Below are 22,085 nucleotides of genomic sequence, written 5' to 3'. Positions count from 1 at the left end.
CTCCGGTACGCCTGGGCAGCGATGAGCCGGCTGAGTTCTCGATCCGTCAGGTCGTCGGTTCGAGCCCGACCTGCCCCACCGCTCCGGGAACTATTTCCCGGTCGGCGCGGGATCGCCGCGCCCGGGGGAGGCGACCCTCGACGGGATGGGCGACGACGACGTCAGGCAGCACCTCCGGTTCGGCGAGGACCCGTCGTCGAGCGTCGAGCACCTGGTGTGGCACCAGGACCTGATCTGCCCGGGGGAGCGGTGCCGTGGTCGGTTGCGGCGCTTCCCGCCGGGGGAGCTGACCGACGGCGGCCGCTACGAGCAGCGCTCCTGCCCGGAGTGCGGGACCACGACGACGGCGCCCGCGTTCTACGTCGCCCGCCGCGCCCGCCCGTCGTGACCGCCCGTCGTGACGATCAGCGGCGCTGCCGGCGCAGGACCCGCCAGGGCCACCAGGCGATCAGGGCGACGACGATCGACTGGAGCGGCAGCCCGAGGATCAGCAGGCCCACGGCCGCGACGGCCAGGAAGGCCACGCACGCCACGAGCAGGGGCGTCCGCACCGCCCGGTGGACCCGCCGGCCCGTCAGTCGTCGCCGCAGCCCGGGATCGGCGAGCAGTGCCCGTTCGATCTCCTCGAGCTCTTCGCGTTCGCGATCGTCGAGCACGGCCGACACCTCCCCGGGGTCCGGGCCGATCGTGGGCCCGGGCGCGGGGCGGCCGCCTCACCCGCGCCGCGTGAGTCCACTCCGTCAGCGACAACGTTGACGCCACGCGGGACGCCCCACTAGCGTCAACGCCGGCGATGACGGTCCGCGGACGAGCGGGGTCGGTGTGGTGCAGCGGAACGTGCGGATGGCGGACTGGGTGCGCATCCACGCGCGGAACAGCCCGCACCGACCGTGCCTGGTCACCGACGAGGGCGTCCGCTCGTTCGGCGAGGTCGACCGCCGGGTCAACCGGCTGGCGGGCGAGCTGGCCCGCCTCGGCGTGGGCAAGGGCGACCGGGTCGCGCTGTTCGCCACCGACCGCCCGGAGTACGTCGAGACGCTGCTGGCGTGCCTGGCGCTCGGCGCGGTCTACGTGCCGCTGAACTTCCGCCTCGCCCGGCCCGAGCTGCAGACGCTGCTGACCACCGCGCAGGCCAGGGTGCTGTTCTTCAGCGACCGTTACGCCGACATGGTGCGCGCCCTCGACGTCCCCGGGCTGGTGGCGACCGTCGGCTACGACTCGGACGCGGGGGACCACGCCTACGACGACCTGGTCGCGCGGGGCGAGGACCGCGCGATCGACGTCGAGGTGGACGACGCGGACACGGTGTGCCTGGCGTTCACCAGCGGGACGACCGCGCTGCCGAAGGCTGTCGTGCACTCGCAGCGCATGGTCAAGCACCTGGTCACGCAGTGCCTCGTCGACCGGCGGATGACGAGCACGACGTGCCACTACACGGCCTCGCCGCTGTTCCACGTCGGCGGCATGAACTACGTGCTCGCGGGCATCGCCCGGGGGCACGCCTCGCTGATCCTGCCGGCCTTCGACCCGTCGACGGTGGCCCGGTGGATGGCGTCGGGAGAGCTCTCGGACGTCTTCCTCGTGCCGACGATGATCAGCATGCTGCTCGAGGAGGAGGCGGTGCGGACCGGGGACTTCTCCGCGCTCCGCTCGATCGGCTACGGCGGCGCCCCCATGTCGCCGGCGTTGCTGCGCCGGGCCATGGCGGTGTTCGACTGCGACTTCCTCAACATGTTCGGCAGCACCGAGGGCGGGTGCTCCGCGACGCTGGGCCCGGAGGACCACCGGCTCGCCCTCGCGGGGCGCGAGCACCTCCTGGGCTCGATCGGGCGGGCCGTCACCGGTGTCGACCTGCGGGTCTGCGACGACGACCTGCGCGAGGTCGCCGACGGCGAGGTCGGCGAGCTCGTCTTCCGTGCCGACGCCACCATGGACGGCTACCTGGGCCGGCCCGACGCCACCGCCGAGGTGCTCGTCGACGGCCGGCTGCGCACCGGCGACCTCGCCCACCGGGACGCCGACGGCTACCTGTACCTGGCGGGCCGCCGGAAGGACATGATCATCCGCGGCGGGGAGAACGTCTACCCGCTCGAGATCGAGGACGTGCTCACCGAGCACCCGGCGTGCCGCGAGGTCGCGGTGGTCGGGGTGCCCGACGACCACTGGGGCGAGATCGTCCGCGCCCACGTGGTGGTCGGCGACGGGGCGCGCTTCGACGAGGACGACGTCCGGGCCTGGTGCCGGTCACGGCTGGCGGGATTCAAGGTGCCCGCGCTCTTCGTCGTCGCCGACGCCCTGCCGCGCAACGCCGGCGGGAAGGTGCTCAAGCGCGAGCTCAGGCGGCAGCCGTAGTGGGGGAACCATGCTCGACCAGCAGGAGTTCACGCGCGTCCGCATCGCCGTCGACGACGGGATCGCGACGCTGACGCTCGACCGACCCGAGCACGGGAACGCCGTCGACGACGCGATGCACTCCGAGCTCACCCGCCTGTTCGTGCGGGCCCGCGCCGACGACCGGGTCCGGGCGGTCGTGCTCACGGGCGCGGGGGAGGACTTCTGCCGCGGCGGCGACAGCAGCGCGTCGCGGACCTTCACGACCCTGACCGGGCTGACGCCGGTGCAGGAGGCGCGGCTGATCGTCGAGACCCTCCTGGACCTCGAGAAGCCCGTCGTCGCCGCGGTCAACGGGGACGCCCTGGGGCTGGGGGCGATCCTCGCGACGCTCGCCGACGCGGCGGTCGTCGCCCGCTCCGCGCGCCTCGGCGACCGGCACGTCGCGGGTGGGGTGACGGCCGGCAACGGCAGCGCGGCGCTGTGGCCGGCGATCCTCGGCGTCAACCGCGCGAAGCGCCTGGTTCTCGGCGCCGAGGTGCTCACCGCGGAGGAGGCCGTCGCGATGGGCCTCGCGACCGAGGTCGTCGACGACGCGGCCGTGCTCGCGACGGCGACCGCGACGGCCCGGCACTGGGCGGCGTTGCCGCCGTTCGCCCTGCAGAGCACCAAGCGGGTCCTCAACCTCGCGCTCAAGGACGCGGCGGCCCGCGCGCTCGACTACGGGCTCGCCCTCGAGGAGCAGGCCATGGCGGGGCCGGAGTTCGCGGCGGTCCTGGCCGCGCGACGGCGGTCGTGATTCGTCAGCGTCAACGTTGACGTAGGGAGGCTCGCCGACCTACGCTCGGGCCGTCGGCGAGGAAAGGACGTCCCCATGAAAGCGCCGGTCGACGAGGCCGTGGCGATCGCCAACATCCCGTCGCTCCTCCCGATGCTCGTGCAGCTCACGGGCGACGAGCGCTGGCTCGAGGAGCCCTACCGCCCGACGCGCGCCCGGGGGATGAGCGACCACGACGACGCCGGCCTGCCGGCCGCGGTGCAGCAGGAGATCCGGGACGCCGCCGCGGCCGCGATCACCGCGTGGCTCGAGGGCCGGGCGCCCGCGATCCCCGAGCCGTCGGAGGCCCTGCTGCGGCGGATGCTGTCGGTCTCGATGGCCCAGGCCGTCCCCGAGGAGTACGGCCCGATGCTGCGTCAGGTGTTCGGGCTCCCCGCCGAGCGCGACGCCGGGCGGCCCGCGCCGGCCGAGGCGGTCCCGCCGCCCGGGTTCCGGGCGATCGTCGTCGGCGCGGGGGCCTCGGGCATCGCCATCGGCGTCGAGCTGGACCGGATGGGCGTCGACTACACGATCCTCGAGAAGGCGGACGCCATCGGCGGCACGTGGTGGCGCAACCGGTACCCCGGCTGCGGCGTCGACACCCCGAGCCACCTCTACAGCTACTCGTTCTACGACACCTACGACTGGCCGGCGTACTTCTCGCTGCGCGACACCCTCCACGACTACTTCTCCTCCGCCGCGGCCGACCTCGGCGTCCGCCCGCACGTCCGGCTGCGCACCGAGGTGCTCGCCGCGCGGTGGGTCGAGGCGGCGCAGGCGTGGGAGGTCGACGTGCGGGGCCCCGGCGGGGCGCTGCGGACCCTGCGCGCCGACGTGCTGATCAGCGCGGTCGGGGCGTTCGCCCGTCCGGTCTGGCCGAGCGTGCCCGGGCTCGACACCTTCGCGGGCGAGCGGGCGCACACCGGCGACTGGCCCGAGGACCTGGACGTCAGCGGGAAGCGGGTCGCGGTGATCGGCAACGGCGCGAGCGCGATGCAGGTGGTGCCGGCGATCGTCGACGACGCCGAGGAGGTCCACGTCTACCAGCGCTCGCCGCAGTGGATCGTGCCGTTCGAGAAGTTCCACACGCCGGTGCCCGACGCGCTGCGCTGGCTGCTGACGACGGTCCCGCTCTACCGCCTGTGGTACCGGCTGCGGCTGTTCTGGAACTTCAACGACAAGCTCCACCCGACGCTGCAGCGGGACCCGGCATGGCCGCATCCCGAGCGGTCGCTCAACGCGGTCAACGACCGCCACCGCGAGTTCTTCACCGGCTACATCCGCGCCGAGCTCGGCGACCGGCAGGACCTGCTGCCGAAGGTGCTGCCGACCTACCCGCCCTACGGCAAGCGGATGCTGTTCGACAACGGCTGGTACCGCGCGCTGCGGCGCGACGACGTCACGCTCACCGCGGACGGCGCCGCGGAGGTGCGGCCGCACTCGGTGGTCGGCGGTGACGGCGTCGAGCACGAGGTCGACGTGCTCGTCGCGGCGACGGGGTTCGACGTGGTCCGCTTCCTGGGCACGCTGGATCTCCGCGGCCGGTCGGGCCGCACGATCCGCGAGATCTGGGACGACGACGACGCGCAGGCCTACCTCGGCACGGTGGTGCCCGACCTGCCGAACTTCTTCTGCCTCTACGGCCCCAACCTGCAGCCCGGCCACGGCGGGAGCTTCATCGTCGTCCTCGAGCAGCAGACGGCGTACGTGCGCCGGCTGCTCGAGGACATGTTCCGCACCGGCGCCGGCAGCATCGAGTGCCGCCGCGACGTCCACGCCGCCTACAACGCGGAGGTCGACGCGGCGCACGCGTCGATGGTGTGGACCCACCCGGGGATGTCGACGTACTACCGCAACGCGCGCGGCCGCGTCACCGTCAACAGCCCGTTCCGCAACGTCGACTTCCACCACTTCATGCGCGAGTCCGGCCTCGACGACTTCGTGGTCGAGAAGCGGCGGGACACCGCGCACGTGGCCTGAGGGCCTACTCGTCGAACACGAGCCCCGGCATCGAGCCCTCGTCGCGCCACGCCCGCAGGAGGTCGAAGAACTCGAGCACCGGCAGCGGGTGGTTGGCGTTCGCGAGGGCCCGCCGCGACAGGTCGCCCTCGGCGTTGAAGCGGTTGGGCGTGCACGACTCGAGGAACTCCGCGTTGTCGCGGGCGTGCGCGACGCACTCCGCCACCCACTTCTCCTCCGCCTCGGCGTCGACGTCGAAGCACCGCGCCCCGCGCCCGCGCGTCCCGGCGGCGACGTGTGCCGCGTGCAGCGCGTTCTCGTCGAGCGTGTACAGGACGTTGAGCGTCACGGCCGACTGCATGTTGCCGCCGGGGACCATGAAGAGGTTCGGGAAACCGCGGCTCATCAGCCCGTGCAGCGTCGAGAACCGCGTCGCGTACTTCTCGGAGAGGCGCAGCCCGTCGCGGCCGACGACGTCGAACCCGGTCTTGCGGGTGTAGGCCGTGCCGTACTCGAACCCGGTCGCGAACACCAGGCAGTCCAGGGCGTACTCCTCGCCGCCGACCACCACCCCGCGCTCGGTGAGGCGCTCGATGCCGCGTCCGCCCGTGTCGACGAGGGTCGTGTTCGGGCGGTTGAAGGTCTCGAGGTACTCGTCGTGGAACACCGGGCGCGTGCAGAAGTACGCGTAGTACGGCTTGAGCGCCTCGGCGGTCACCGGGTCGTCGACGGTGGCGTCGACGCGCGCCCGCAGCGCCTCCATGTGCAGCAGGTTCGCCCGCTGCGCCTGGTGGTAGTCGGTCCAGCCGTCCCGGACGAGGTCGACGGGCTGGCGGCGGCCGGAGACGATGGCGTTGAAGTTGTGGATGCGCTCCTGCTGCCAGCCCGGCGCGAGGTCCGCGACGACGCCCGGGTCGAGCGGCCCGTTGGCGCGCACCCCGACCGTCGAGGGCGTGCGCTGGAAGACGACGAGATGCTCGGCGCCGCGCGCGAGGGGCGGCACGACCTGCGCGGCGGTGGCGCCGGTGCCGATGACGCCGACCCGCCGGCCCGCGAGGCCGGTCAGCGGGCCCCCGTCCGCCCCGCCGGTGTAGGCGTGGTCCCACCGGCTGGTGTGGAAGGTGTGCCCGCGGAAGTCGTCGAGGCCGGGGATCGCCGGGATCCGGGGCCGGTTGAAGTAGCCGTCGGCGACCATGACGAACGTCGACGCGATCTCGTCGCCCCGGTCCGTCGTGGTCATCCAGCGGCCGGCGCCCTCGTCCCAGCGCAGGCCCGTCACCGTCGTGTGGAACAGCGCGAGGTCGGTGAGGTCGTGCTGCGCCGCGAGGGTCCGGGCGTAGTCGAGGATCTCGCCCGCGCTCGCGTACCGGTCGCGCGGCACGTAGCCGGTCTCTTCCAGGCGCGGGAGGTAGGTGAGGGCGTCGACGTCGCACATGGCGCCCGGGTAGCGGTTCCAGTACCAGACCCCGCCGACGTCCCCGGCGGTGTCGATCAGCCGGATGCGGGTGAAGCCGAGCTCGCGGAACCGGATGGCGGTGAGCAGGCCACCGAAGCCCGCCCCGACGACGACGAGCTCGACCGTGTCCGCGACCGGGGCGCGCGGGACCGGCGCGGTGAAGGGGTCGGCGGCCCAGCGCGCCCGCTCGCCGGTGAGCTCGACGACGGCGGTCCGGTCGGTGTCGACCCGGTGCGCGCGCTCCGCGCGGTACCGCTCCCGGAGCGCCTCGGCGTCGACGCGCTCGGGGTCCACGCCCGCGGAGGCGACGAAGTCCATCGCCTCGAAACCCTTGCCGTCCGGCATGTCCCGGCTCCTCCTCGTCGTCCCCGCTCCGCATCGTCGCGGTGCCGGCCCCGTCGAGTCAACGTCAACGTAGACGCTGGATCTGCCGGTCGACGTCTTGACTTGACCTTGACTTCCCGCCACTGTTTCAACGTCTACGTTGGTGTTGACGAAAGAAGAACGCCATGTCCACAGCCGAGGCACCGGCCTCCCGGGGCCACCAGTCAGCTCGCCGCGCGGGGACCGCCGGCATGCTCGGAACGATGATCGAGGCGTACGACTTCGCCATCTACACCTACCTCGTGGTGTTCACGGCGCCTCTGTTCTTCCCGGCCGACAACCCGTCGAACGGGGTGCTGGCCGCGCTGCTCGCCCTCGGCGCCGGGTTCCTCGCGCGGCCGGTGGGCGGGCTGTTCTTCGGCCGGCTCGGCGACCGGCGTGGGCGTCGCTTCGCGCTGATCGCCACCGTCGTGACCATGGGGACGGCGACGTTCGTCATCGGCCTGCTGCCGACCTACGCGACGATCGGTGTGCTGGCGCCCGTCCTGCTGGTCGCCCTGCGCCTGCTGCAGGGGTTCTCGGCGGGCGGGGAGCTGATGGGGTCGGCCACGTTCGTCACCGAGCACGGCACGCGGCGCAACCACGGCTTCCTCAGCGCGATCACGCCGCTGGGCAACGCCCTCGGTGCGGCGCTCGCCCCGGCCGTCGTCGGCGTCGTCACGCTCGTCATCGCCGACGACATCATGGGCGCGTGGGGGTGGCGCATCCCGCTGCTGCTCTCGCTGCCGCTGACCGTGCTCGTCCTCGTGCTGCGCACGCGCCTCGACGACTCGCCGGAGTTCAAGCGCAGCGCCGAGCGCGAGGAGACGGCGTCGCGGACGCCGGTGCGCGACGTGGTGCGGCAGCACCCGCTGGCGCTCGCCCGGGTGGTCGTGCTCGCCGCGTCGGTGCTGTTCATCGGTTACTTCTCGGCCGCGTACCTGCCGATCTACCTGCAGACCGCGGGCGGGCTGTCGCCCGGCGAGGCCGCCCGGTTCGCGTCGGTCGGCATGATCAGCGCCATGCCGTGCATGTTGCTCACGGGGAAGCTCGTCGACCGCTACGGCCGGCAGCGCGTGCAGATCCTGCTGCTGGTCCTGGCCGCCGTCGTCGTCTTCCCGATGATGGCCGCGGTCGGCGCCCCCGAGGGTGCCGGGGTGCTCGGCGTCGCCGGCTTCATCGTCTTCGTCTGCATCGGCGGGTCGGTCGCGGTGCCCGCGTTCGCGTCGTTCACCGCGTCGTTCCCCACCCGCGTGCGCTACACCGGCGCGGCGCTGGGCTACGGCCTGGGCGGCGCCCTCGGCGCCGGGTTCGGGCCGTACCTGTCCGCCCTGAGCGCTGAGCTGACGGGCAGCCGCTACGCGTCCGCGGCGCTGCTGCTCGTCGTCGCCGCCGTCGGGCTCGTCGTCGCCGCGACGATGCGGGACACCACCGCGGCACCGACCGCGGACCCGGTGCCGGCGGTCGCCGATCCCGACGTGACCCCGGCCTGACCGCGCGCATGTCGCCGACCCTGCGGATGGCCGACTGGATCCGCATCCAGGCCCGCTACGCCCCCGGCGCACGGTGCTTCGTCACCGACACCGGGCACAGCACCTTCGCGGAGGTCAACCGGCGGGTGAACCGGGTGGCCACCGGGCTGGCGGGCCTGGGGGTCGGCAAGGGCGACCGCGTGGCGCTGTTCGCCACCGACTCCCCGGAGTACGTCGAGACGCTGCTCGCGTGCCTGAAGCTCGGCGCCGTCTTCGTCCCGCTCAACCCGCGCCTCGCGGGGCCCGAGCTGCGGACCGTGCTGCACGCGGCCGCGCCGAAGGTGCTCTTCTTCAGCGGGCGCTACGCCGAGATGGTCGCCGCGGTCGACGTCCCCGGGCTCGTCGCGACGGTCGGGTACGACGCCGACGCGGGCGACGTCTCCTACGGCGAGCTCCTCGAGCGCGGCGACGACGTCGAGGTGGACGTCGCCGTCGACGACACCGACCCCGTGTGCCTCGCCTTCACCAGCGGGACGACCGGGACACCCAAGGGCGCCGTCCACTCCCAGTGCTTCGGCAAGCACCTCGCCGCCACCACCGTCGTCGCGACCGGGCTCACGCGGGAGACGTTCCACTACTCCGCCGCCCCGTACTTCCACATCGCCGGGATGTACTGGCTGCTGTCGGGCATCGCCCGCGGCTACGCCTCGCTGACCCTGCCGCGGTTCGACCCGCCCACGGTCGCGCGGTGGATGGCCTCCGGCGAGCTCAGCCAGGTGTTCCTGGTGCCCACGATGATCGACTCGCTGCTCGCCGAGCCGCTCGTGGCGGCCTCCGACTTCCCGTCCCTGCAGACGATCGTCTACGGCGGGTCCCCGATGTCACCCGCACTGCTGCGGCGCGCCATGGACCGCTTCGGGTGCGATTTCATCAACGCCTTCGGCGCGGGCACCGAGGCGGGCATCCAGACGATCCTCGGCCCCGAGGACCACCGGCGGGCGCTCGACGGGCGGGAGCACCTGCTCGGTTCGATCGGCCGGCCCGCGTTCGGCGTCGACCTGCGGCTCTGCGACGACGACTGGGGCGACGTGCCCGACGGCGAGGTCGGCGAGATCGCGACGCGGGCGGACGCGGTGATGGACGGCTACCTCGGGGCGCCGGAGGCCACCGCGGAGGTCCTGCGCGACGGGTGGTTCCGCTCCGGGGACATGGCGCGCCGGGACGCGGAGGGCTACCTCTACCTGGCGGGCCGCAAGAAGGACATGATCATCCGAGGTGGCGAGAACATCTACCCCGCGGAGATCGAGGGCGTCCTCGCCGCCCACCCCGCGGTCCGCGACGCCGCCGTCGTCGGCTGCCCGGACCCGCACTGGGGCGAGACCGTGCGCGCCCACGTGGTGCCCGCGCCGGGCGAGGAGTTCGACGAGACGGCCGTGCGCGAGCACTGCCGCGCGAACCTCGCGGGATACAAGGTGCCCGCCGCGTTCGTGCTGCACGAGGACCTGCCGCGCAACGCGAGCGGCAAGGTGCTCAAGCGCGTCCTGCGGGAGCGGTCCTAGCTCTCGATGACGCAGAGCAGTCCGCGGACCTCGACGACGTCGCCACAGTCGCCCTGCAGGTCCCGCACCGTGCCGGGGTGCGGCGCCACGATCATCTGACGGGCCTTCTCCGCCTCGATCTCGACGAGGTCGGCGTCGGCGGCGACCTCCTCGCCGTCCTCGACGTACCAGTCGACGATCTCGGCGTCGCTCATGCCCATCGAGAGCTGGGGGAGCCGTACCTCGTGGCGGGCCATCGTTCTCCTCGGGGTGCTCAGGCCAGCGCGCGCCGGACGGCGGCGACGACCTTGGCCTGCGTCGGGTAGATCTGCTTCTCGAGCGCGGGGCTGAAGGGCACGTGGGTGTCGTCGGTGGTGACCCGCGCGACGGGGCCGCGCAGGGCGCCGAAGCAGTCCTCCACCACCCGCGCCGCGATCTCGCTCGCGGCGCTGCAGGTGCGGTTCGCGGGGTCGACGACGACACAGCGCCCGGTGCGGCCCACGGAGCCGAGGATGGTCGGCCAGTCCATCGGCACCAGCGTGCGCGGGTCGATCACCTCGGCGCTGACGCCCTCGGCCGCGAGCTCCTCCGCGGCCTCGAGGGCGAGATAGCTCCCGAGCCCGATGCCGACGATGGTCACGTCGGTCCCGGGCCGGCGGATCGCGGCGGAGCCGAGGGGGACGAGGTGCTCGACGTCGTCGGGGATCGCCGGACCGCGGCCCTTGCGACCCCACAGGTTCGCGTCCTCGAAGCACAGCACCGGGTTGTCGTCCCGGATCGCCGACTTCAGCAGGCCGAGCAGGTCCGGGGCGGTGGACGGCACGATGATCTTGAGGCCGGGCACGTTCATGAACATCGGGTAGGGCCTGTCGGCGTGGTGGCCGGCCGTGCCGCCCTGGTAGTAGAGCGCCGCGCGGACCACCACGGGCAGGGTGGCCTGGCCGCCGAACATGTAGCGCGCCTTCGCCAGCTGCGAGACGAACTGGTCCATCGCGCCGAAGACGAAGCTCGCGACGGTCAGGTCGACGATCGGGCGCAGGCCCGCCATCGCCGCCCCCGCGGCGACGCCGACCGAGCCGGCCTCGGCCAGCGGCAGGTCGCGCACGCGCGCCGGGCCGAACGCGTCGAGGGCGCCCGCCGCGGCGCCGAAGACGTTGGCCCGCAGGTCCTGGCCCATCAGCACGACGCTCCCGTCGCGCGTCATCTCCTCGTGCTGGGCGCGGTTGATCGCCTGCAGGAAGCCGAGCTGCCGTGCGCGGGTGGGATTCCTCGCCGGGGGCGCGCTCACGCCGTCACCGCCGAGGGCGCGTAGACGTCGGTCCAGGCCGCCTCGGGCGGCGGGTAGGGCGAGCGGCGGGCGAACGCCACCGCGTCCTCCACCTCGGCGGCGACCTCGTCGCGCAGCGCTCCGAGCTCGTCGGCGGTGAGCACGCCCGACGCCACCAGCCGGTCGTGGAACAGCGTGATCGGGTCGACCGTGTCGAACCAGCTGTCGACGACCGCCTGGTCGCGGTAGGGCTGGGGCACGACCAGCCCGTAGGCGTGCTCGTGGAACCGGTAGGTCTTCGCCTCGACCAGGCTCGGTCCGGCGCCCGAACGGGCGCGCTCGACGGCGTCGCGGCTCGCGCGGAACACGGCGAGCACGTCCTGGCCGTCCACGGTGACGCCCGGCATGCCGTAGCCCGCCGCGCGCATCGCCACGTCGGGCACCGACAGCGACTCCTGCGCGGTGAGGCTGACGGCGTAGCCGTTGTTCTCGCAGAAGTAGACGACCGGCAGGTCCCAGACGCCGGCGATGTTCATCGACTCGTGCAGCACGCCCTCGCTGGCGGCGCCGTCGCCGAAGAAGCAGAGCGCGACCTGCCCGGAGCCGCGGACCTGCGCCGCGAGCCCGGCGCCCGTGGCGACGGGGATCGCGGAGCCGACGATGCCCGACTCGCCGAGGCTGCCGACGGAGAAGTCGGCCAGGTGCATGCTGCCGCCCTTGCCGCCGCACACCCCCGTCGCCTTGCCCAGCAGCTCGGCCATCAGGGCGTCGAGCCGGGCGCCCTTCGCGATCGGGTGCCCGTGGGAGCGGTGGTTCCCCGTCATGAAGTCCGAGGTCCGGGTGGCCAGGCAGGCGCCGACGACCGCGGCCTCCTGGCCGATCGACAGGTGCACCATCGCCGGCAGCTCGCCGGCTCCGAACAGCGCGATCGTCGCCTCCTCGAAGAGGCGGACGCGCTGCATCCGCCGCATCATCTCGCGCGCGAGCGCGGTCCCCTCGGCGCCGGCCAGCTCCGGCGGCGGGTCGGCGGCGGTGCCGTCGGTCATGGCCTGGCCCCTCGTCGTCGGGTGTGCAAGTCGTCAGCATAAACGTTGACGCAGTGCTCGGGAAGGTCCTAGCGTCGATGTCCATGAGCGAGGCATCGATCGTCGCCGAGGGCTTGCGCTTCCCGGAGGGGCCGACCTGGCGGCCCGACGGCTCGGTGGCGGTGGTCGAGATGCAGGGCGAGGCGCTGAGCGTGGTCGCGCCCGACGGCGGCGTGACCGTCCTCGGCGACTGCGGCGGGGCGCCGAACGGCAGCGCGCTCGGCGCTTCCGGGGAGCTCTACGTCGCGAACAACGGCGGGCTCTCAGCGGAGGGGAGGGGGTTCTGGCACGCGCCGCGGCAGATACCGGGCTGCGTGCAGCGCGTGGAGCCCGACGGGACGGTGACGGCGGTCAGCGGCGACCTGCCCGGGCCGTCGCCGCACCGGCCCAACGACCTGTGCTTCGGCCCGGACGGCACGCTCTACGTCTCCGACAGCGCGAACTGGGAGGACCTGCCCGACGTCGCGGCGGGTCACGTCGTCGCCCTCGGGCCGGACGGCGCGGTGCTCGGTGCGCTCGAGGTCCCGGCGATGCCCAACGGGCTCGCCTTCGGCCCCGACGGGCGCCTGTACGTCGCGCAGTCGTTGACGCGCCGGGTCCTCGCCGTCGACGTGCACGGTGGGACGTTCGGGACCCCGGAGAAGGTGCTGACGCTGCCGGGCGGGATGCCCGACGGGCTGTGCTTCGACGCCGCCGGGCGCCTCTACGTCTGCGGCAGCGTCGGCCGGGCCGTCTTCACCTACGTCGGGGGCGAGCTCGCCGAGACGCTCGCGACGGGGGAGGGGACCCAGCCGACCAACTGCTGCGTGGGCGGCGACGGCCGGCTCCACGTCACCGATGCGCGCACCGGACGGCTCGTGGCCTTCGACCTCGGCGTCGACCCGCTCCCGCTGCACACCGGCTCGGTCGGCGTGTCGGCCGGATCGCCCGCCGGAGCCCGGCCGTTAGGGTGACGCGGGCGAGGCCCGGCCACCACCGGGTCCGCCCGTAGCCGAGGGAGGGCGATCGCCCGTGTCCGCGTCACGCCGGCGCCGTACCGCGCCGGACGCCCCGGACAGCGACATCGCCCGGCGCCGGCTCGAACGCCGGACGGCCAGCGGTCGCCGGTCCGACGAGCGCTGGGCCGAGATCCTCGCGGGCGCCGCCCGGGTCTTCCAGCGGCTGGGCTACAGCCCGTCGACCCTGGAGGACGTCGCCCTCGAGGTCGGGGTCAACCGGGCGACGCTCTACTACTACGTCGGCACGAAGGAGGAGCTGCTCGTCGGGCTGCTCCACCGTCCGCTCGAGACGCTGCGCGAGCGGCTCGACGAGGTGGCGGCGCTGCCCGAGCCGGCGCCGCAGCGCCTCGAGTCGGCACTGCGGGAGTACGTGCGCACGATGGCCGAGCTCCCGGAGCTGTTCGTCTTCCTCGCCGAGAACGTGCACACGGTGATGACGGGTCCGGAGGCCGACCGCATCCGCGACAACGCCGACCGCTCGGGCCGCACCTTCGCCGAGATCATCTCCTCGGGCGTGCGGGACGAGGTGTTCCGCGCGGACATCGACCCCGCCGTCGCGGTCCTCGGCATCATCGGCATGTTCAACTGGATGCATCGCTGGTACCGGCCCGACGGTGCCCGCACGCTGCAGGATCTCGGCGAGGACTTCATCGCGATGGCGCTGTCCTCGCTCTCGCCCGCCCGTCCCGGCTGAGGTCCGCGCAGGCCGTCGGCGCCTCCGGTCAGTGCGTCGGGACGTATCCGGCGTGCTTGTCGACGACGTTGTCCATCGGCGCGCCGGCCTCGTGGGCCGCGAGGAGGCCGAGGAACTGGTGGCACAGGTCGTCCTCGAAGCCCCGGTAGTCGCCCGACATGTGCGGCGTCACGATCACCTGGGGCAGCGCCCACAGCTCGCTGCCCGACGGCAACGGCTCCTCGGCGACGACGTCGAGCGCGGCGCCGGCGATCCGCCCGCGGCGCAGCGCCGCGACGAGGTCCGGCTCGACGACCGTGCTCCCGCGCCCGACGTTGACGAACCGCGCCGACGGCCGCATCGCGGCGAACTCCGCGGCGCCGAAGTACCCCTCGGTGCCGGGGGTGTCGGGCAGGACGGCGACCACCCAGTCGGCGTCGGCGAGCAGCGTGAACCGCTCGGCGTGCCCGTGGACGCGCCCGAAGACGGTGGAGGTGTCGCGCGCCGTGCGCCCGACGCCGTGCACCGCGACGCCCGCGGCCGCGAGGAGCTCCCCGATCCGCGTGCCGATCGCCCCGACCCCGAACACGACGGCGGTGGTGCCGAAGAGCAGCTCCGAGTGCCGGTGGGTCCAGCGCCGCGCGCGCTGCTCCTCCAGCGACCGGGGCAGGTCGAGGGAGAAGGCCAGCACCGTGCCGAGTACGTACTCGGCCATGGCCCGGTCGAAGATCCCGCGCGCGTTGGTGAGGACGACGTCGCTCGCGACCATCGCGTCGAACAGCGCCGGCCGGACGCCCGCGCCGCACCAGTGCACCCATGCCAGCTCGCGGGCCAGCGCCCAGTGCCGCTCGAGGCCGGAGCCGCGGAAGGTCCAGCTGACGAACACCTCGGCGCCCGGGAGGTGGTGCTGGAGGGCGGCGTCGTCCGGGGCGAAGGCGACCTCGTGCCGGTCCGCGAGGCTCGCCAGCACGGGGACGTCGTCGTGGCCCGAGGCACCGCCGATCACGATCTTCATGGCGCCTCCGTCACTGGCTCGGTCGGTGACGATCGTCCACCATCAGCTCGAGCCCGTGACGGACACCGGAGGTCCGGATGACCATCGACACCGTCGTCTTCGACGTCCTCGGCACCCTCGTCGACCACGACGGGGGACTGCGCGCCGCCGTCGCCGCCCTCGTGCCGGGCGCCGACGGCGAGCGACTCGAGGCCGGTGTGGCGGACTGGCACCGTCACGTCGCGACCGAGCACCGCCGCGTCGTCGCCGGTGAGCGCGCCTACGTGACGGCCGACGTGCTCGACCGCGAGGCGGCGCTGCGGGTGGCCCCCGACGCGGACGTCGCCGACCTGGAGCGTGCCGCGTCGGTCACCGCCCGCCTGGACGCGTGGCCCGACACCGCGGAGCTGCTCGAGCGGCTCGCCGCGCGGTACGCGGTCGTCGCGCTGTCGAACGCCGACCACGCGACCCTGCTGCGCCTCGACGCGCACGCGGGCCTGCGCTGGCACGCCGCGCTCTCCACCGAGACGGTCCGCAGCTACAAGCCCGACCCGGCGGTCTACCGGGCGGCGATCGCGCACGTGGCCCGCCCGCCGGAGCACGTCCTCATGGTCGCCGCGCACTCCTGGGACCTGCGGGCGGCCCGGGCCGCGGGCCTGCGCACCGCGTACCTGGACCGCCCGGGTGGCGACGCGCCGGCGCCGGACGACGCGTTCGACCACCACTTCGCCGACGTCGCCGCACTGCTGGCGACCTACGGGCGTCAGCCGGCGGCGTCCTGACCCTCCCGGGCCTCGGCGGCCTTCTGCGCCTTCTGCTCGCGCTGGGCCTTCATGCCGGCGCGGACCGACACCACGACCACGAGGGTGAGGGTGATCCACAGCGCGTACCGGTCGACGGCGAGGACGACGTCGACGGCGTGCTGGCCGATCCCGTAGCCGAGCCCCGCGACCAGTCCGGCGATCAGCGCGGCCCCGATCGCGTCGAGGACCAGGAACGAGACCAGCCGCATGCGCCCCAGGCCCGCCAGCGCGAACACCGCCGGCGCGGGGATGCCCGGCAGGGCGGAGAGGACCACGGCCAGGCCCATCACCCACGGCGGCGCCGAGCGGACCCAGCCCACGAACCGCTGGGCGACGTCACCGGGGGCGAACATCTCGACGATCTTCGCGCCCCAACGGCGTCCGGCGAGCCAGAACAGCCAGTCGAACTTGATCATGCCGAAGACGCCGGCGACGATCACCAGCCAGAGCGGGCCCTGACCGATCGCGGCGAAGGCGGCGCCCGCCCCGACCGCCGAGAGGCTGCCGGTGACGGCGGCGAGGCCGATCGGGTGGGACGCGAGCAGGAACGGCCGGAACGGCATCGACGCCAGGTTCAGCGCCACGATCGAGAAGGTCGCGATGATGAGGAACCAGTCGCCCCCCTTCATCGGCCCGTCCCACGGCACGGCCTTGCGCATGGCCTGCCGCGCCTCCTCCCACTCCTCCTCGGTGTAGTCCTCCTTGCGCCAGCGGAAGCGCTTCTTCCTCGCCGGCGCGGACTCCTCCGGGGTGTCCGTCGTGGTGCGTTCGGTGGGAGTCGCGTCGTCGTCGACCGGTTCCGTGAGGTCGTCCCGCTCCGTACCGGCGCCTGCGCCCGTCATCTCCAGCTCCACCCGTCGATCCGGCTCGCTCCAGAAAATCCGACGGTCAGTCGACACCATGCCGCCACGGCACGGTCAAGCCGTCTGCCCGCCGGACGTCATCGTCGCGGCGCGGCGGTCGGGGTGGCCTCGGCCGCCGGGACGATCTCCCGTCCCGCCCTCCGTCTCAGGGAGGAGAGGGGACTGTGAGGCGACGCACGTCCGTACCAATTAGTAGGACTTCCGAGTAACCGACGGGGCGGGTCACCGTGGTCATGACGACCACGATGTTCGGAGGAACACCACCGATGATCTCCCGGAACACCGTGCACGGCGCGGCGATGCTCGGGCTCGGCGCCTACCGGCCGCGACGGGAGGTCGACAACGTCGAGGTGTGCCGGCGCCTCGACGTCGACCCGGAGTGGGTGCTCGCCCGGTCCGGGATCCGGTCGCGCCGCTTCGCGGGCGAGGACGAGTCGCTCGTGGCCATGTCGAGCGCCGCCGGGCGCGACGCCCTCGCCGCCGCGGGGGTGGACGCCGGCGCCGTCGACGTGGTGCTCGTGGCGACGATGTCCCACACGGCGACCTCCCCGCAGGTGGCGACGCGGGTGGCGCACGCGGTGGGGGCGGTGCACGGGGCCGCGATGGACGTCGGCGCGGCGTGCGCGGGGTTCTGCTACTCCCTCGAGCTCGCGGCGTCGCTGATCGCCTCGGGCACCGCGGAGCACGTGCTCGTCGTCGGGGTCGAGCGCATGAGCGACATCGTCGACCCGGCCGACCGCTCGACCGCCTTCATCTTCGGCGACGGGGCGGGTGCCGTCGTGGTGGGCCGCTCCGACGAGCCGGGGATCGGGCCCGTGGCCTGGGGCGCGGACGGGTCGCAGGCCGACCTGATCGTCCAGGAGCCGACCTGGAAGGACGTGACGCCGGGCGAGTTCCCCGGTCTGCGCATGCAGGGCCCCACCGTGTTCCGGTGGGCGACGTCGCGGATGGTGCCGCTCGCGCAGGAGGCGCTGGAGCGCGCCGGGGTGAAGGCCGAGCAGCTCGGGGCGTTCGTGCCGCACCAGGCCAACGCCCGCATCACCGACGCCCTCGTCCGCGCCCTGGCGCTCCCCGAGCACGTGGCGGTCGCCGACAACGTCGTCGACACCGGCAACACCTCGGCCGCCTCGGTGCCGCTGGCGATGCACGGCCTGCTCGCGGCCGGCCGCGCGGCGCCCGGTGACGGCGCCCTGCTCATGGGCTTCGGCGCCGGGCTGACGTTCGCGGCCCAGGTGGTCCGCCTGCCGGCGGTCCTCGCGCCGCCCGCGTCTCCGCCGTCCGGGCGAAGGGCCCCGTCGCTCGCCTCGTAGGGCGAGGGGCGCCCGTTGCCGAACGCCGCGCCGCGCGAACGGGCACACTGCGGGCGTGCTGCGCAGTGCTGCCGCCGGAGGCGTGGTCGTCGACCCTCGCGGACGGGTGGCGGTCGTCCGCCAGCCGGCCCGGACGTGGTCGTTGCCGAAGGGGCACGTCGAGGCGGGCGAGGACGTGCTCGCCGCGGCCCGCCGCGAGATCGACGAGGAGTGCGGGCTCACCGAGCTGGACCTGGTCGACGAGCTGGGGTCGTTCACGCGGCTGGGCTTCCGCCACGGCCTTCCCGAGCGCAAGACGATCACGCTGTTCCTGTTCCGGAGCCCCGAGGCCGAGCTGCGGCCGCGGGACCCGGACAACCCGGAGGCTCGCTGGATCGCCCCGGAGGCGGTCGCGGACACCCTGTCGAACCCGGCGGACGGCCGGTTCTTCCGGCAGCAGGTGCTGCCGCGTCTCGCGGACGGCGAGGCCACGGCGGGCTGAGGGCGCTCCGGTCCCGCTGAGCGGGACCGGACCACGAGGCGTCACGGGAAACCGTGCCACGGTGACGTGCTCCGGGACGTCACCGCCGGACGTCCTCCGAGCCCGAGGGGATGCGCCGTGACGCGAATCGAGGTCCAGCCACCGGTCACGCGAGCCCTGGAGGTCGCCGAGGCGGCCTTCGCCGGCCTGCAGCGCGGGGCCGCCACCGGGGCGTGGGGCGACTTCGTCGACCTCCTCGCCGACGACGTCCGGATCATGATCCCGGTCCCGTCCACCGAGCCCGGCGCGCCGGAGGGCGTGCTGCGCGGCAAGGCCACCGCCGAGGCCATGTTCGGCACCCATCACGAGGAGCAGGTGCGCGGCGCCAGGCTGGAGGGCCACCGCGTCGCCGCCAACGGTCCGCTGGTCGTCGTCGAGGCGCGGGTCGAGGGCAACCTGGGCGGCGAGGACGTCGCCAACCACTTCGTGTTCGTCTTCGAGGTGCGCGACGGGCTGATCGCCTCGATGTACGAGTACGCCTCCTGGACCGCGAAGAGCGCCGAGAGCGGCTGGGGCGACCCGTCGTTCGCCCGCGAGGCCTTCGACGCGCCGGTGCTGCCGGGGCCGGTGCCGGCGTAGCCGTCGAGAGGACCGCTCAGGGGACGACCGCGAGCGCGACGGCGTACACGGCCGTGCCGGCGGCCATGCTGAGCAGCGCGTTGCGCCGCCACAGGTGCACGGCGGCCGTCACCGCGACCGGCACGAGCACGCGCAGGGTGAGCAGCGGCCGGTCGACCGGCAGGTCGCGCAGCAGGTAGACGACGAGGATCAGCATCACGCCCGCGGGCAGGTGGCGCGCGAGGTAGCCGGCGAGCGGCGACGACCGCAGCGTGCGCATCACGGCGAACGGGGCGGCGCGCAGGGCGAGCGTGACGCCCGCCCCGACGGCGACGACGGCGGCGAGGTATCCGGCGTCAGGCATCGGCGGTGCCCGTCGACGTCAGGCGGTACCGCACCAGCAGCACCGCGACGAAGAGCGCCATCGCCACCAGCAGCATCTCGCCGGGCGCGACGAGCCGGGCGACGAGGGCGCACGCCACGGCGAGCAGGGGGCCGGTGGCCTCGCGCCCGGAGCGGACGGCGTCGGTGGCGAGCACGACGAACAGTGCCGTGAACACGAAGTCCAGCGCTGGGACGTCGATCGCGAACCGGGCGCCGGCCAGCGCGCCGACCAGCCCGCCGCCGACCCAGCTGACCTGCAGCATCACCTGACCCGCGACGATCCGGCGCCCGGTCAGGGACGCCGCGGGGCGGCTGGTGGCGAGGGCGTAGGCCTCGTCGATGAGGGCGAAGACCGAGTAGGCGCGCGCGACCCGCCCGCGGACGCGGTGCAGCGGGAAGGACAGGCCGTAGAACGCGTGCCGCCCGTTGACCAGCAGGGTGGTGACCGTGATCGCCGCGAGCGGGGTGCCGGCGGCGGCGAGGGCCACCAGCAGGAACTCCGCCGAGCCGGCGAACACGATGCCGCTGAAGATCGGCGCCCACCACCACGCGAGCCCGGAGCCGACGACGAGCAGCCCGAAGCTGCTGCCGAGCACGAACATCCCGGCCCCCACGGGCAGGACGTCGCGCGCGGCATCGCGGAGATCGGTGGCGGGGGAGGTCCGTCCGTCGAGCACGTCGCAACGGTAGGCCGGACCGCGCGCCACCCGATGGCGAATTCGGGGCGTTGTCACCCCCGATGGCGCATCATCGGTGCGTGGACGCCCTCGATCGCGCAATCCTCGCCGTGCTCCGGGTCGACGCCCGCATCCCGAACGTCGACCTGGCCGAGCGCGTCGGGCTCACCCCGGCGCCCTGCCTGCGCCGGGTGCGGCGGCTCGAGGACGAGGGCGTGATCACCGGCTACCGGGCCGAGATCGACCCGGAGCTCGACGGGCGGGCGTTCGAGGTGCTGGTCAACGTCGACCTCGTCAGCAAGCACCGCGACGTCTTCCTCGCGTTCGAGGAGCAGGTGTCGGCGTTCGAGGAGGTCGTCGAGCTGCGCCGGATGTTCGGGCTGCCCGACTACTTCATGCGGGTCGCCTGCCGGGACCTCGCGTCCTACGAGACGTTCATGACCGACCGGCTGGGCCGGGCCACGGGGCTGGCGAAGATCGACTCGCACCTGACCATGAAGACGATCAAGAGCAGAGGGTGACCCGTCAGGCCTGCGCGGCGACCCGCGAGCTCTCGGTGGGGCCGTCGAGGCCGCGCGTCAGCGTCTCGGTCATGCCCCAGCTGCTGGCCAGGGAGATCAGCGCGAGCAGGACCGTGAACCCCGCGACCGACATCAGGCTGCCGGTCCAGAGCACCAGGATGCCGCAAATGGCCGGCGCGACCCCGCCGACGATCGACGCGATCTGGTACGAGAGCGACGCGCCGCTGTAGCGCAGGTGGGTCGGGAAGAGCTCGGCGAAGTACGCGGACTGCGGCCCGTACACCGCGCTGCGGCAGACCTGCACGACGAGCCCGCCGAGGATGAAGAGCCCGATGACGCCCGTCTGCACGAGCAGGAAGTACGGGATCGAGAACAGCGCGAGCAGGGCCATGCCGGCGAGGAACATCGGGCGCCGGCCGACCTTGTCGGAGAGCAGGCCGAGCAACAGGATCATCGGGATGTCCGACGCCGAGAGTAGCGTGTTCGCCCCGAGGATCGTGCTGCGCTCGTAGTCGAGCTGGGTCGTCGCGTAGGACACGAGCCAGACCGAGCTGATGTAGAAGGTCGCGTTGGTGGCGACGAACGACCCGGCCGCCAGGAAGATGAGCTTCGGGTGCTCCTTGAGCACCTGAAGCACGGGCATCCGGCTCGCCTCGCGCTTCTCCTGGTCGCGCTGGAACACCGGGCTCTCGGCGACGGTCAGCCGGATCCACATGCCAACGCCGATGAGCACGGCGCTCGCGAGGAACGGGATGCGCCAGCCCCAGGACATGAAGGCCGCCTCGGACACGGTCAGGTCGAGCACGAGGAACGACCCGGTGCCCAGGACCAGCCCGAGCGGCACGCCGACCTGGGGCCAGCTGCCGTAGAAGCCGCGCCGGCCGTCGGGGGCGTTCTCGACGGCCATCAGCGCGGCGCCGCCCCACTCGCCACCGACGCCGAAGCCCTGCGCGAACCGCAGGACGATCAGCAGCACCGGGGCGAGGATGCCGATCGTCCCGTAGCCCGGGAGCAGGCCGATGCCGACGGTCGCCACCCCCATCAGCAGCAGCGAGTACACCAGCATCGGCTTGCGGCCGACACGGTCGCCGAAGTGCGCGAACACCGCCCCGCCGATCGGCCGGGCGATGAAGCCCGTCGCGAACGTCCCCAGCGCGGCGATGGTGCCGAGCGCCGGGTCGACCGACGGGAAGAACACCTTGTTGAAGACCAGCGCGGCCGCGGTCCCGTAGATGAAGAAGTCGAACCACTCGATCGTCGTCCCCACCAGGCTCGCGGCGGCGACGCGACGGGGGACGCGCAGGGTCGCGCTGGTCATGACGGGCTCCTCTTCGTCGAGGCGGCCGACGATGGCGTCGTCGGGTGACCGTCATGGAACGGTGGGTGACCGACCAGGGTCAAGGCTTCACCAAGGAACCGTCGGAGGAGTGGGCCGTCAGCACCACACCGACCGTGCGTCATCGGGCGGAGCGCACACCGGGACGGCGTCGGGACCG

Annotated in this window: 23 protein-coding genes; 13 read left to right on the top strand and 10 right to left on the bottom strand. The window is 73.6% G+C overall.

The genetic code is table 11. The features are described 5' to 3' along the window. Positions 1–145 precede the first annotated feature (145 nt). The gene (locus WCD41_RS29605) at positions 146–388 is read left to right on the top strand and encodes a hypothetical protein (protein ID WP_337718847.1); all 243 of its coding nucleotides are present in this window, start codon (positions 146–148) and stop codon (positions 386–388) included. Between the two features lie 16 nt (positions 389–404). Here the strand turns inward: WCD41_RS29605 and WCD41_RS29600 are convergent, their stop codons facing one another. Further along, the gene (locus tag WCD41_RS29600) at positions 405–656 is read right to left on the bottom strand and encodes a DUF3040 domain-containing protein (protein ID WP_337718846.1); all 252 of its coding nucleotides are present in this window, start codon (positions 654–656) and stop codon (positions 405–407) included. Positions 657–822: 166 nt separating this feature from the next. Here WCD41_RS29600 and WCD41_RS29595 point away from each other — a divergent pair, with 166 nt between their 5' ends. The 3 genes from WCD41_RS29595 (at position 823) to WCD41_RS29585 (ending at position 5,128) form a co-directional block, all read left to right on the top strand. Next, complete coding sequence (locus tag WCD41_RS29595; protein WP_337718845.1) at positions 823–2,352, top strand: class I adenylate-forming enzyme family protein; 1,530 nt, start codon at positions 823–825, stop codon at positions 2,350–2,352. Between the two features lie 10 nt (positions 2,353–2,362). Further along, complete coding sequence (locus tag WCD41_RS29590; protein ID WP_337718844.1) at positions 2,363–3,130, top strand: enoyl-CoA hydratase/isomerase family protein; 768 nt, start codon at positions 2,363–2,365, stop codon at positions 3,128–3,130. A gap of 75 nt (positions 3,131–3,205) precedes the next feature. After that, positions 3,206–5,128, top strand: coding sequence for a flavin-containing monooxygenase (locus WCD41_RS29585; RefSeq protein WP_337718843.1), 1,923 nt, complete (start codon positions 3,206–3,208; stop codon positions 5,126–5,128). A 4-nt stretch (positions 5,129–5,132) separates the two neighbouring features. Here WCD41_RS29585 and WCD41_RS29580 read toward each other — a convergent pair whose 3' ends face one another. Beyond that, complete coding sequence (locus WCD41_RS29580; RefSeq protein ID WP_337718842.1) at positions 5,133–6,908, bottom strand: flavin-containing monooxygenase; 1,776 nt, start codon at positions 6,906–6,908, stop codon at positions 5,133–5,135. A gap of 164 nt (positions 6,909–7,072) precedes the next feature. Here WCD41_RS29580 and WCD41_RS29575 point away from each other — a divergent pair, with 164 nt between their 5' ends. Together WCD41_RS29575 and WCD41_RS29570 are read left to right on the top strand one after the other, a co-directional pair. Further along, positions 7,073–8,419, top strand: coding sequence for an MFS transporter (locus tag WCD41_RS29575; RefSeq protein ID WP_337718841.1), 1,347 nt, complete (start codon positions 7,073–7,075; stop codon positions 8,417–8,419). A gap of 26 nt (positions 8,420–8,445) precedes the next feature. Further along, positions 8,446–9,957, top strand: coding sequence for a class I adenylate-forming enzyme family protein (locus tag WCD41_RS29570; protein ID WP_337718840.1), 1,512 nt, complete (start codon positions 8,446–8,448; stop codon positions 9,955–9,957). Here the strand turns inward: WCD41_RS29570 and WCD41_RS29565 are convergent. The 3 genes from WCD41_RS29565 to WCD41_RS29555 are packed head-to-tail and all read right to left on the bottom strand — an operon-like array spanning position 9,954 to position 12,249. Continuing rightward, positions 9,954–10,193 carry a lipoyl domain-containing protein gene (locus WCD41_RS29565; protein WP_337718839.1) on the bottom strand — a complete coding sequence of 80 codons (240 nt, stop codon included), beginning with the start codon at positions 10,191–10,193 and terminating at the stop codon, positions 9,954–9,956. The genes WCD41_RS29570 and WCD41_RS29565 overlap by 4 nt on opposite strands. Before the next feature lie 17 nt (positions 10,194–10,210). Further along, on the bottom strand, positions 10,211–11,224 hold the full coding sequence (locus WCD41_RS29560; RefSeq protein ID WP_337718838.1) for an alpha-ketoacid dehydrogenase subunit beta: 1,014 nt from the start codon (positions 11,222–11,224) through the stop codon (positions 10,211–10,213). Next, a complete protein-coding gene (locus WCD41_RS29555; RefSeq protein WP_337718837.1) occupies positions 11,221–12,249 on the bottom strand; it encodes a thiamine pyrophosphate-dependent dehydrogenase E1 component subunit alpha in 1,029 nt (342 codons plus the stop codon). Before WCD41_RS29555 ends, WCD41_RS29560 begins: the two co-directional genes overlap by 4 nt. Before the next feature lie 83 nt (positions 12,250–12,332). On the opposite strand from WCD41_RS29555, the gene WCD41_RS29550 reads away from it, so the two are divergent. Then, complete coding sequence (locus tag WCD41_RS29550) at positions 12,333–13,241, top strand: SMP-30/gluconolactonase/LRE family protein (protein ID WP_337718836.1); 909 nt, start codon at positions 12,333–12,335, stop codon at positions 13,239–13,241. A 58-nt stretch (positions 13,242–13,299) separates the two neighbouring features. Continuing rightward, complete coding sequence (locus WCD41_RS29545; RefSeq protein WP_337718835.1) at positions 13,300–13,980, top strand: TetR/AcrR family transcriptional regulator; 681 nt, start codon at positions 13,300–13,302, stop codon at positions 13,978–13,980. A 28-nt stretch (positions 13,981–14,008) separates the two neighbouring features. Here the strand turns inward: WCD41_RS29545 and WCD41_RS29540 are convergent, their stop codons facing one another. After that, positions 14,009–14,974 (bottom strand): D-2-hydroxyacid dehydrogenase, encoded by a 966-nt coding sequence (locus tag WCD41_RS29540; RefSeq protein ID WP_337718834.1) that lies wholly within the window; start codon positions 14,972–14,974, stop codon positions 14,009–14,011. 77 nt (positions 14,975–15,051) lie between these two features. Between WCD41_RS29540 and WCD41_RS29535 the strand changes: the two genes are divergently transcribed. Further along, positions 15,052–15,735 (top strand): haloacid dehalogenase type II, encoded by a 684-nt coding sequence (locus tag WCD41_RS29535; RefSeq protein WP_337718833.1) that lies wholly within the window; start codon positions 15,052–15,054, stop codon positions 15,733–15,735. Here the strand turns inward: WCD41_RS29535 and WCD41_RS29530 are convergent. Beyond that, the gene (locus WCD41_RS29530) at positions 15,717–16,598 is read right to left on the bottom strand and encodes a DedA family protein (protein WP_337718832.1); all 882 of its coding nucleotides are present in this window, start codon (positions 16,596–16,598) and stop codon (positions 15,717–15,719) included. The two genes, WCD41_RS29535 and WCD41_RS29530, sit on opposite strands and share 19 nt — an antisense overlap. A gap of 287 nt (positions 16,599–16,885) precedes the next feature. On the opposite strand from WCD41_RS29530, the gene WCD41_RS29525 reads away from it, so the two are divergent. The 3 genes from WCD41_RS29525 (at position 16,886) to WCD41_RS29515 (ending at position 19,028) form a co-directional block, all read left to right on the top strand. Then, positions 16,886–17,929 (top strand): beta-ketoacyl-ACP synthase 3, encoded by a 1,044-nt coding sequence (locus WCD41_RS29525; RefSeq protein WP_337718831.1) that lies wholly within the window; start codon positions 16,886–16,888, stop codon positions 17,927–17,929. A gap of 55 nt (positions 17,930–17,984) precedes the next feature. Further along, on the top strand, positions 17,985–18,410 hold the full coding sequence (locus WCD41_RS29520; RefSeq protein ID WP_337718830.1) for an NUDIX domain-containing protein: 426 nt from the start codon (positions 17,985–17,987) through the stop codon (positions 18,408–18,410). Between the two features lie 117 nt (positions 18,411–18,527). Further along, entirely contained in the window at positions 18,528–19,028 is a 501-nt protein-coding gene (locus WCD41_RS29515) for a nuclear transport factor 2 family protein (protein WP_337718829.1), read from the top strand. A 16-nt stretch (positions 19,029–19,044) separates the two neighbouring features. Here the strand turns inward: WCD41_RS29515 and WCD41_RS29510 are convergent, their stop codons facing one another. Both WCD41_RS29510 and WCD41_RS29505 read right to left on the bottom strand, forming a co-directional pair. Beyond that, positions 19,045–19,371: a branched-chain amino acid transporter permease gene (locus WCD41_RS29510; RefSeq protein ID WP_337718828.1), complete on the bottom strand. Its 327-nt coding sequence runs from the start codon at positions 19,369–19,371 to the stop codon at positions 19,045–19,047. Beyond that, positions 19,364–20,068 (bottom strand): AzlC family ABC transporter permease, encoded by a 705-nt coding sequence (locus WCD41_RS29505; protein ID WP_337718827.1) that lies wholly within the window; start codon positions 20,066–20,068, stop codon positions 19,364–19,366. The genes WCD41_RS29510 and WCD41_RS29505 overlap by 8 nt, the downstream gene beginning before the upstream one ends. A gap of 80 nt (positions 20,069–20,148) precedes the next feature. On the opposite strand from WCD41_RS29505, the gene WCD41_RS29500 reads away from it, so the two are divergent. Further along, positions 20,149–20,589 (top strand): Lrp/AsnC family transcriptional regulator, encoded by a 441-nt coding sequence (locus WCD41_RS29500; protein WP_337718826.1) that lies wholly within the window; start codon positions 20,149–20,151, stop codon positions 20,587–20,589. A 4-nt stretch (positions 20,590–20,593) separates the two neighbouring features. Here the strand turns inward: WCD41_RS29500 and WCD41_RS29495 are convergent, their stop codons facing one another. Continuing rightward, positions 20,594–21,907, bottom strand: coding sequence for an MFS transporter (locus WCD41_RS29495; RefSeq protein WP_337718825.1), 1,314 nt, complete (start codon positions 21,905–21,907; stop codon positions 20,594–20,596). Positions 21,908–22,085 lie beyond the last annotated feature (178 nt).

The sequence above is a fragment of the Actinomycetospora aeridis genome (genome assembly GCF_037400275.1).
Lineage (GTDB): Bacteria > Actinomycetota > Actinomycetes > Mycobacteriales > Pseudonocardiaceae > Actinomycetospora > Actinomycetospora aeridis.
The sequence above is the reverse complement of the archived record's forward strand: the minus strand, read 5'-3'. Positions and strand labels throughout refer to the sequence as shown.

Excerpts from the sequence above, each read along its gene's own strand:
- WCD41_RS29580 (WP_337718842.1), bottom strand. The coding sequence starts at position 6,908 with ATGCCGGACGGCAAGGGTTTCGAGGCGATGGACTTCGTCGCCTCCGCG.
- WCD41_RS29495 (WP_337718825.1), bottom strand. The coding sequence starts at position 21,907 with ATGACCAGCGCGACCCTGCGCGTCCCCCGTCGCGTCGCCGCCGCGAGC.
- WCD41_RS29605 (WP_337718847.1), top strand. The coding sequence starts at position 146 with ATGGGCGACGACGACGTCAGGCAGCACCTCCGGTTCGGCGAGGACCCG.
- WCD41_RS29585 (WP_337718843.1), top strand. The coding sequence starts at position 3,206 with ATGAAAGCGCCGGTCGACGAGGCCGTGGCGATCGCCAACATCCCGTCG.
- WCD41_RS29525 (WP_337718831.1), top strand. The coding sequence starts at position 16,886 with ATGATCTCCCGGAACACCGTGCACGGCGCGGCGATGCTCGGGCTCGGC.
- WCD41_RS29550 (WP_337718836.1), top strand. The coding sequence starts at position 12,333 with ATGAGCGAGGCATCGATCGTCGCCGAGGGCTTGCGCTTCCCGGAGGGG.
- WCD41_RS29590 (WP_337718844.1), top strand. The coding sequence starts at position 2,363 with ATGCTCGACCAGCAGGAGTTCACGCGCGTCCGCATCGCCGTCGACGAC.
- WCD41_RS29530 (WP_337718832.1), bottom strand. The coding sequence starts at position 16,598 with ATGACGGGCGCAGGCGCCGGTACGGAGCGGGACGACCTCACGGAACCG.
- WCD41_RS29535 (WP_337718833.1), top strand. The coding sequence starts at position 15,052 with ATGACCATCGACACCGTCGTCTTCGACGTCCTCGGCACCCTCGTCGAC.
- WCD41_RS29570 (WP_337718840.1), top strand. The coding sequence starts at position 8,446 with ATGGCCGACTGGATCCGCATCCAGGCCCGCTACGCCCCCGGCGCACGG.
- WCD41_RS29565 (WP_337718839.1), bottom strand. The coding sequence starts at position 10,193 with ATGGCCCGCCACGAGGTACGGCTCCCCCAGCTCTCGATGGGCATGAGC.
- WCD41_RS29510 (WP_337718828.1), bottom strand. The coding sequence starts at position 19,371 with ATGCCTGACGCCGGATACCTCGCCGCCGTCGTCGCCGTCGGGGCGGGC.
- WCD41_RS29540 (WP_337718834.1), bottom strand. The coding sequence starts at position 14,974 with ATGAAGATCGTGATCGGCGGTGCCTCGGGCCACGACGACGTCCCCGTG.
- WCD41_RS29575 (WP_337718841.1), top strand. The coding sequence starts at position 7,073 with ATGTCCACAGCCGAGGCACCGGCCTCCCGGGGCCACCAGTCAGCTCGC.
- WCD41_RS29555 (WP_337718837.1), bottom strand. The coding sequence starts at position 12,249 with ATGACCGACGGCACCGCCGCCGACCCGCCGCCGGAGCTGGCCGGCGCC.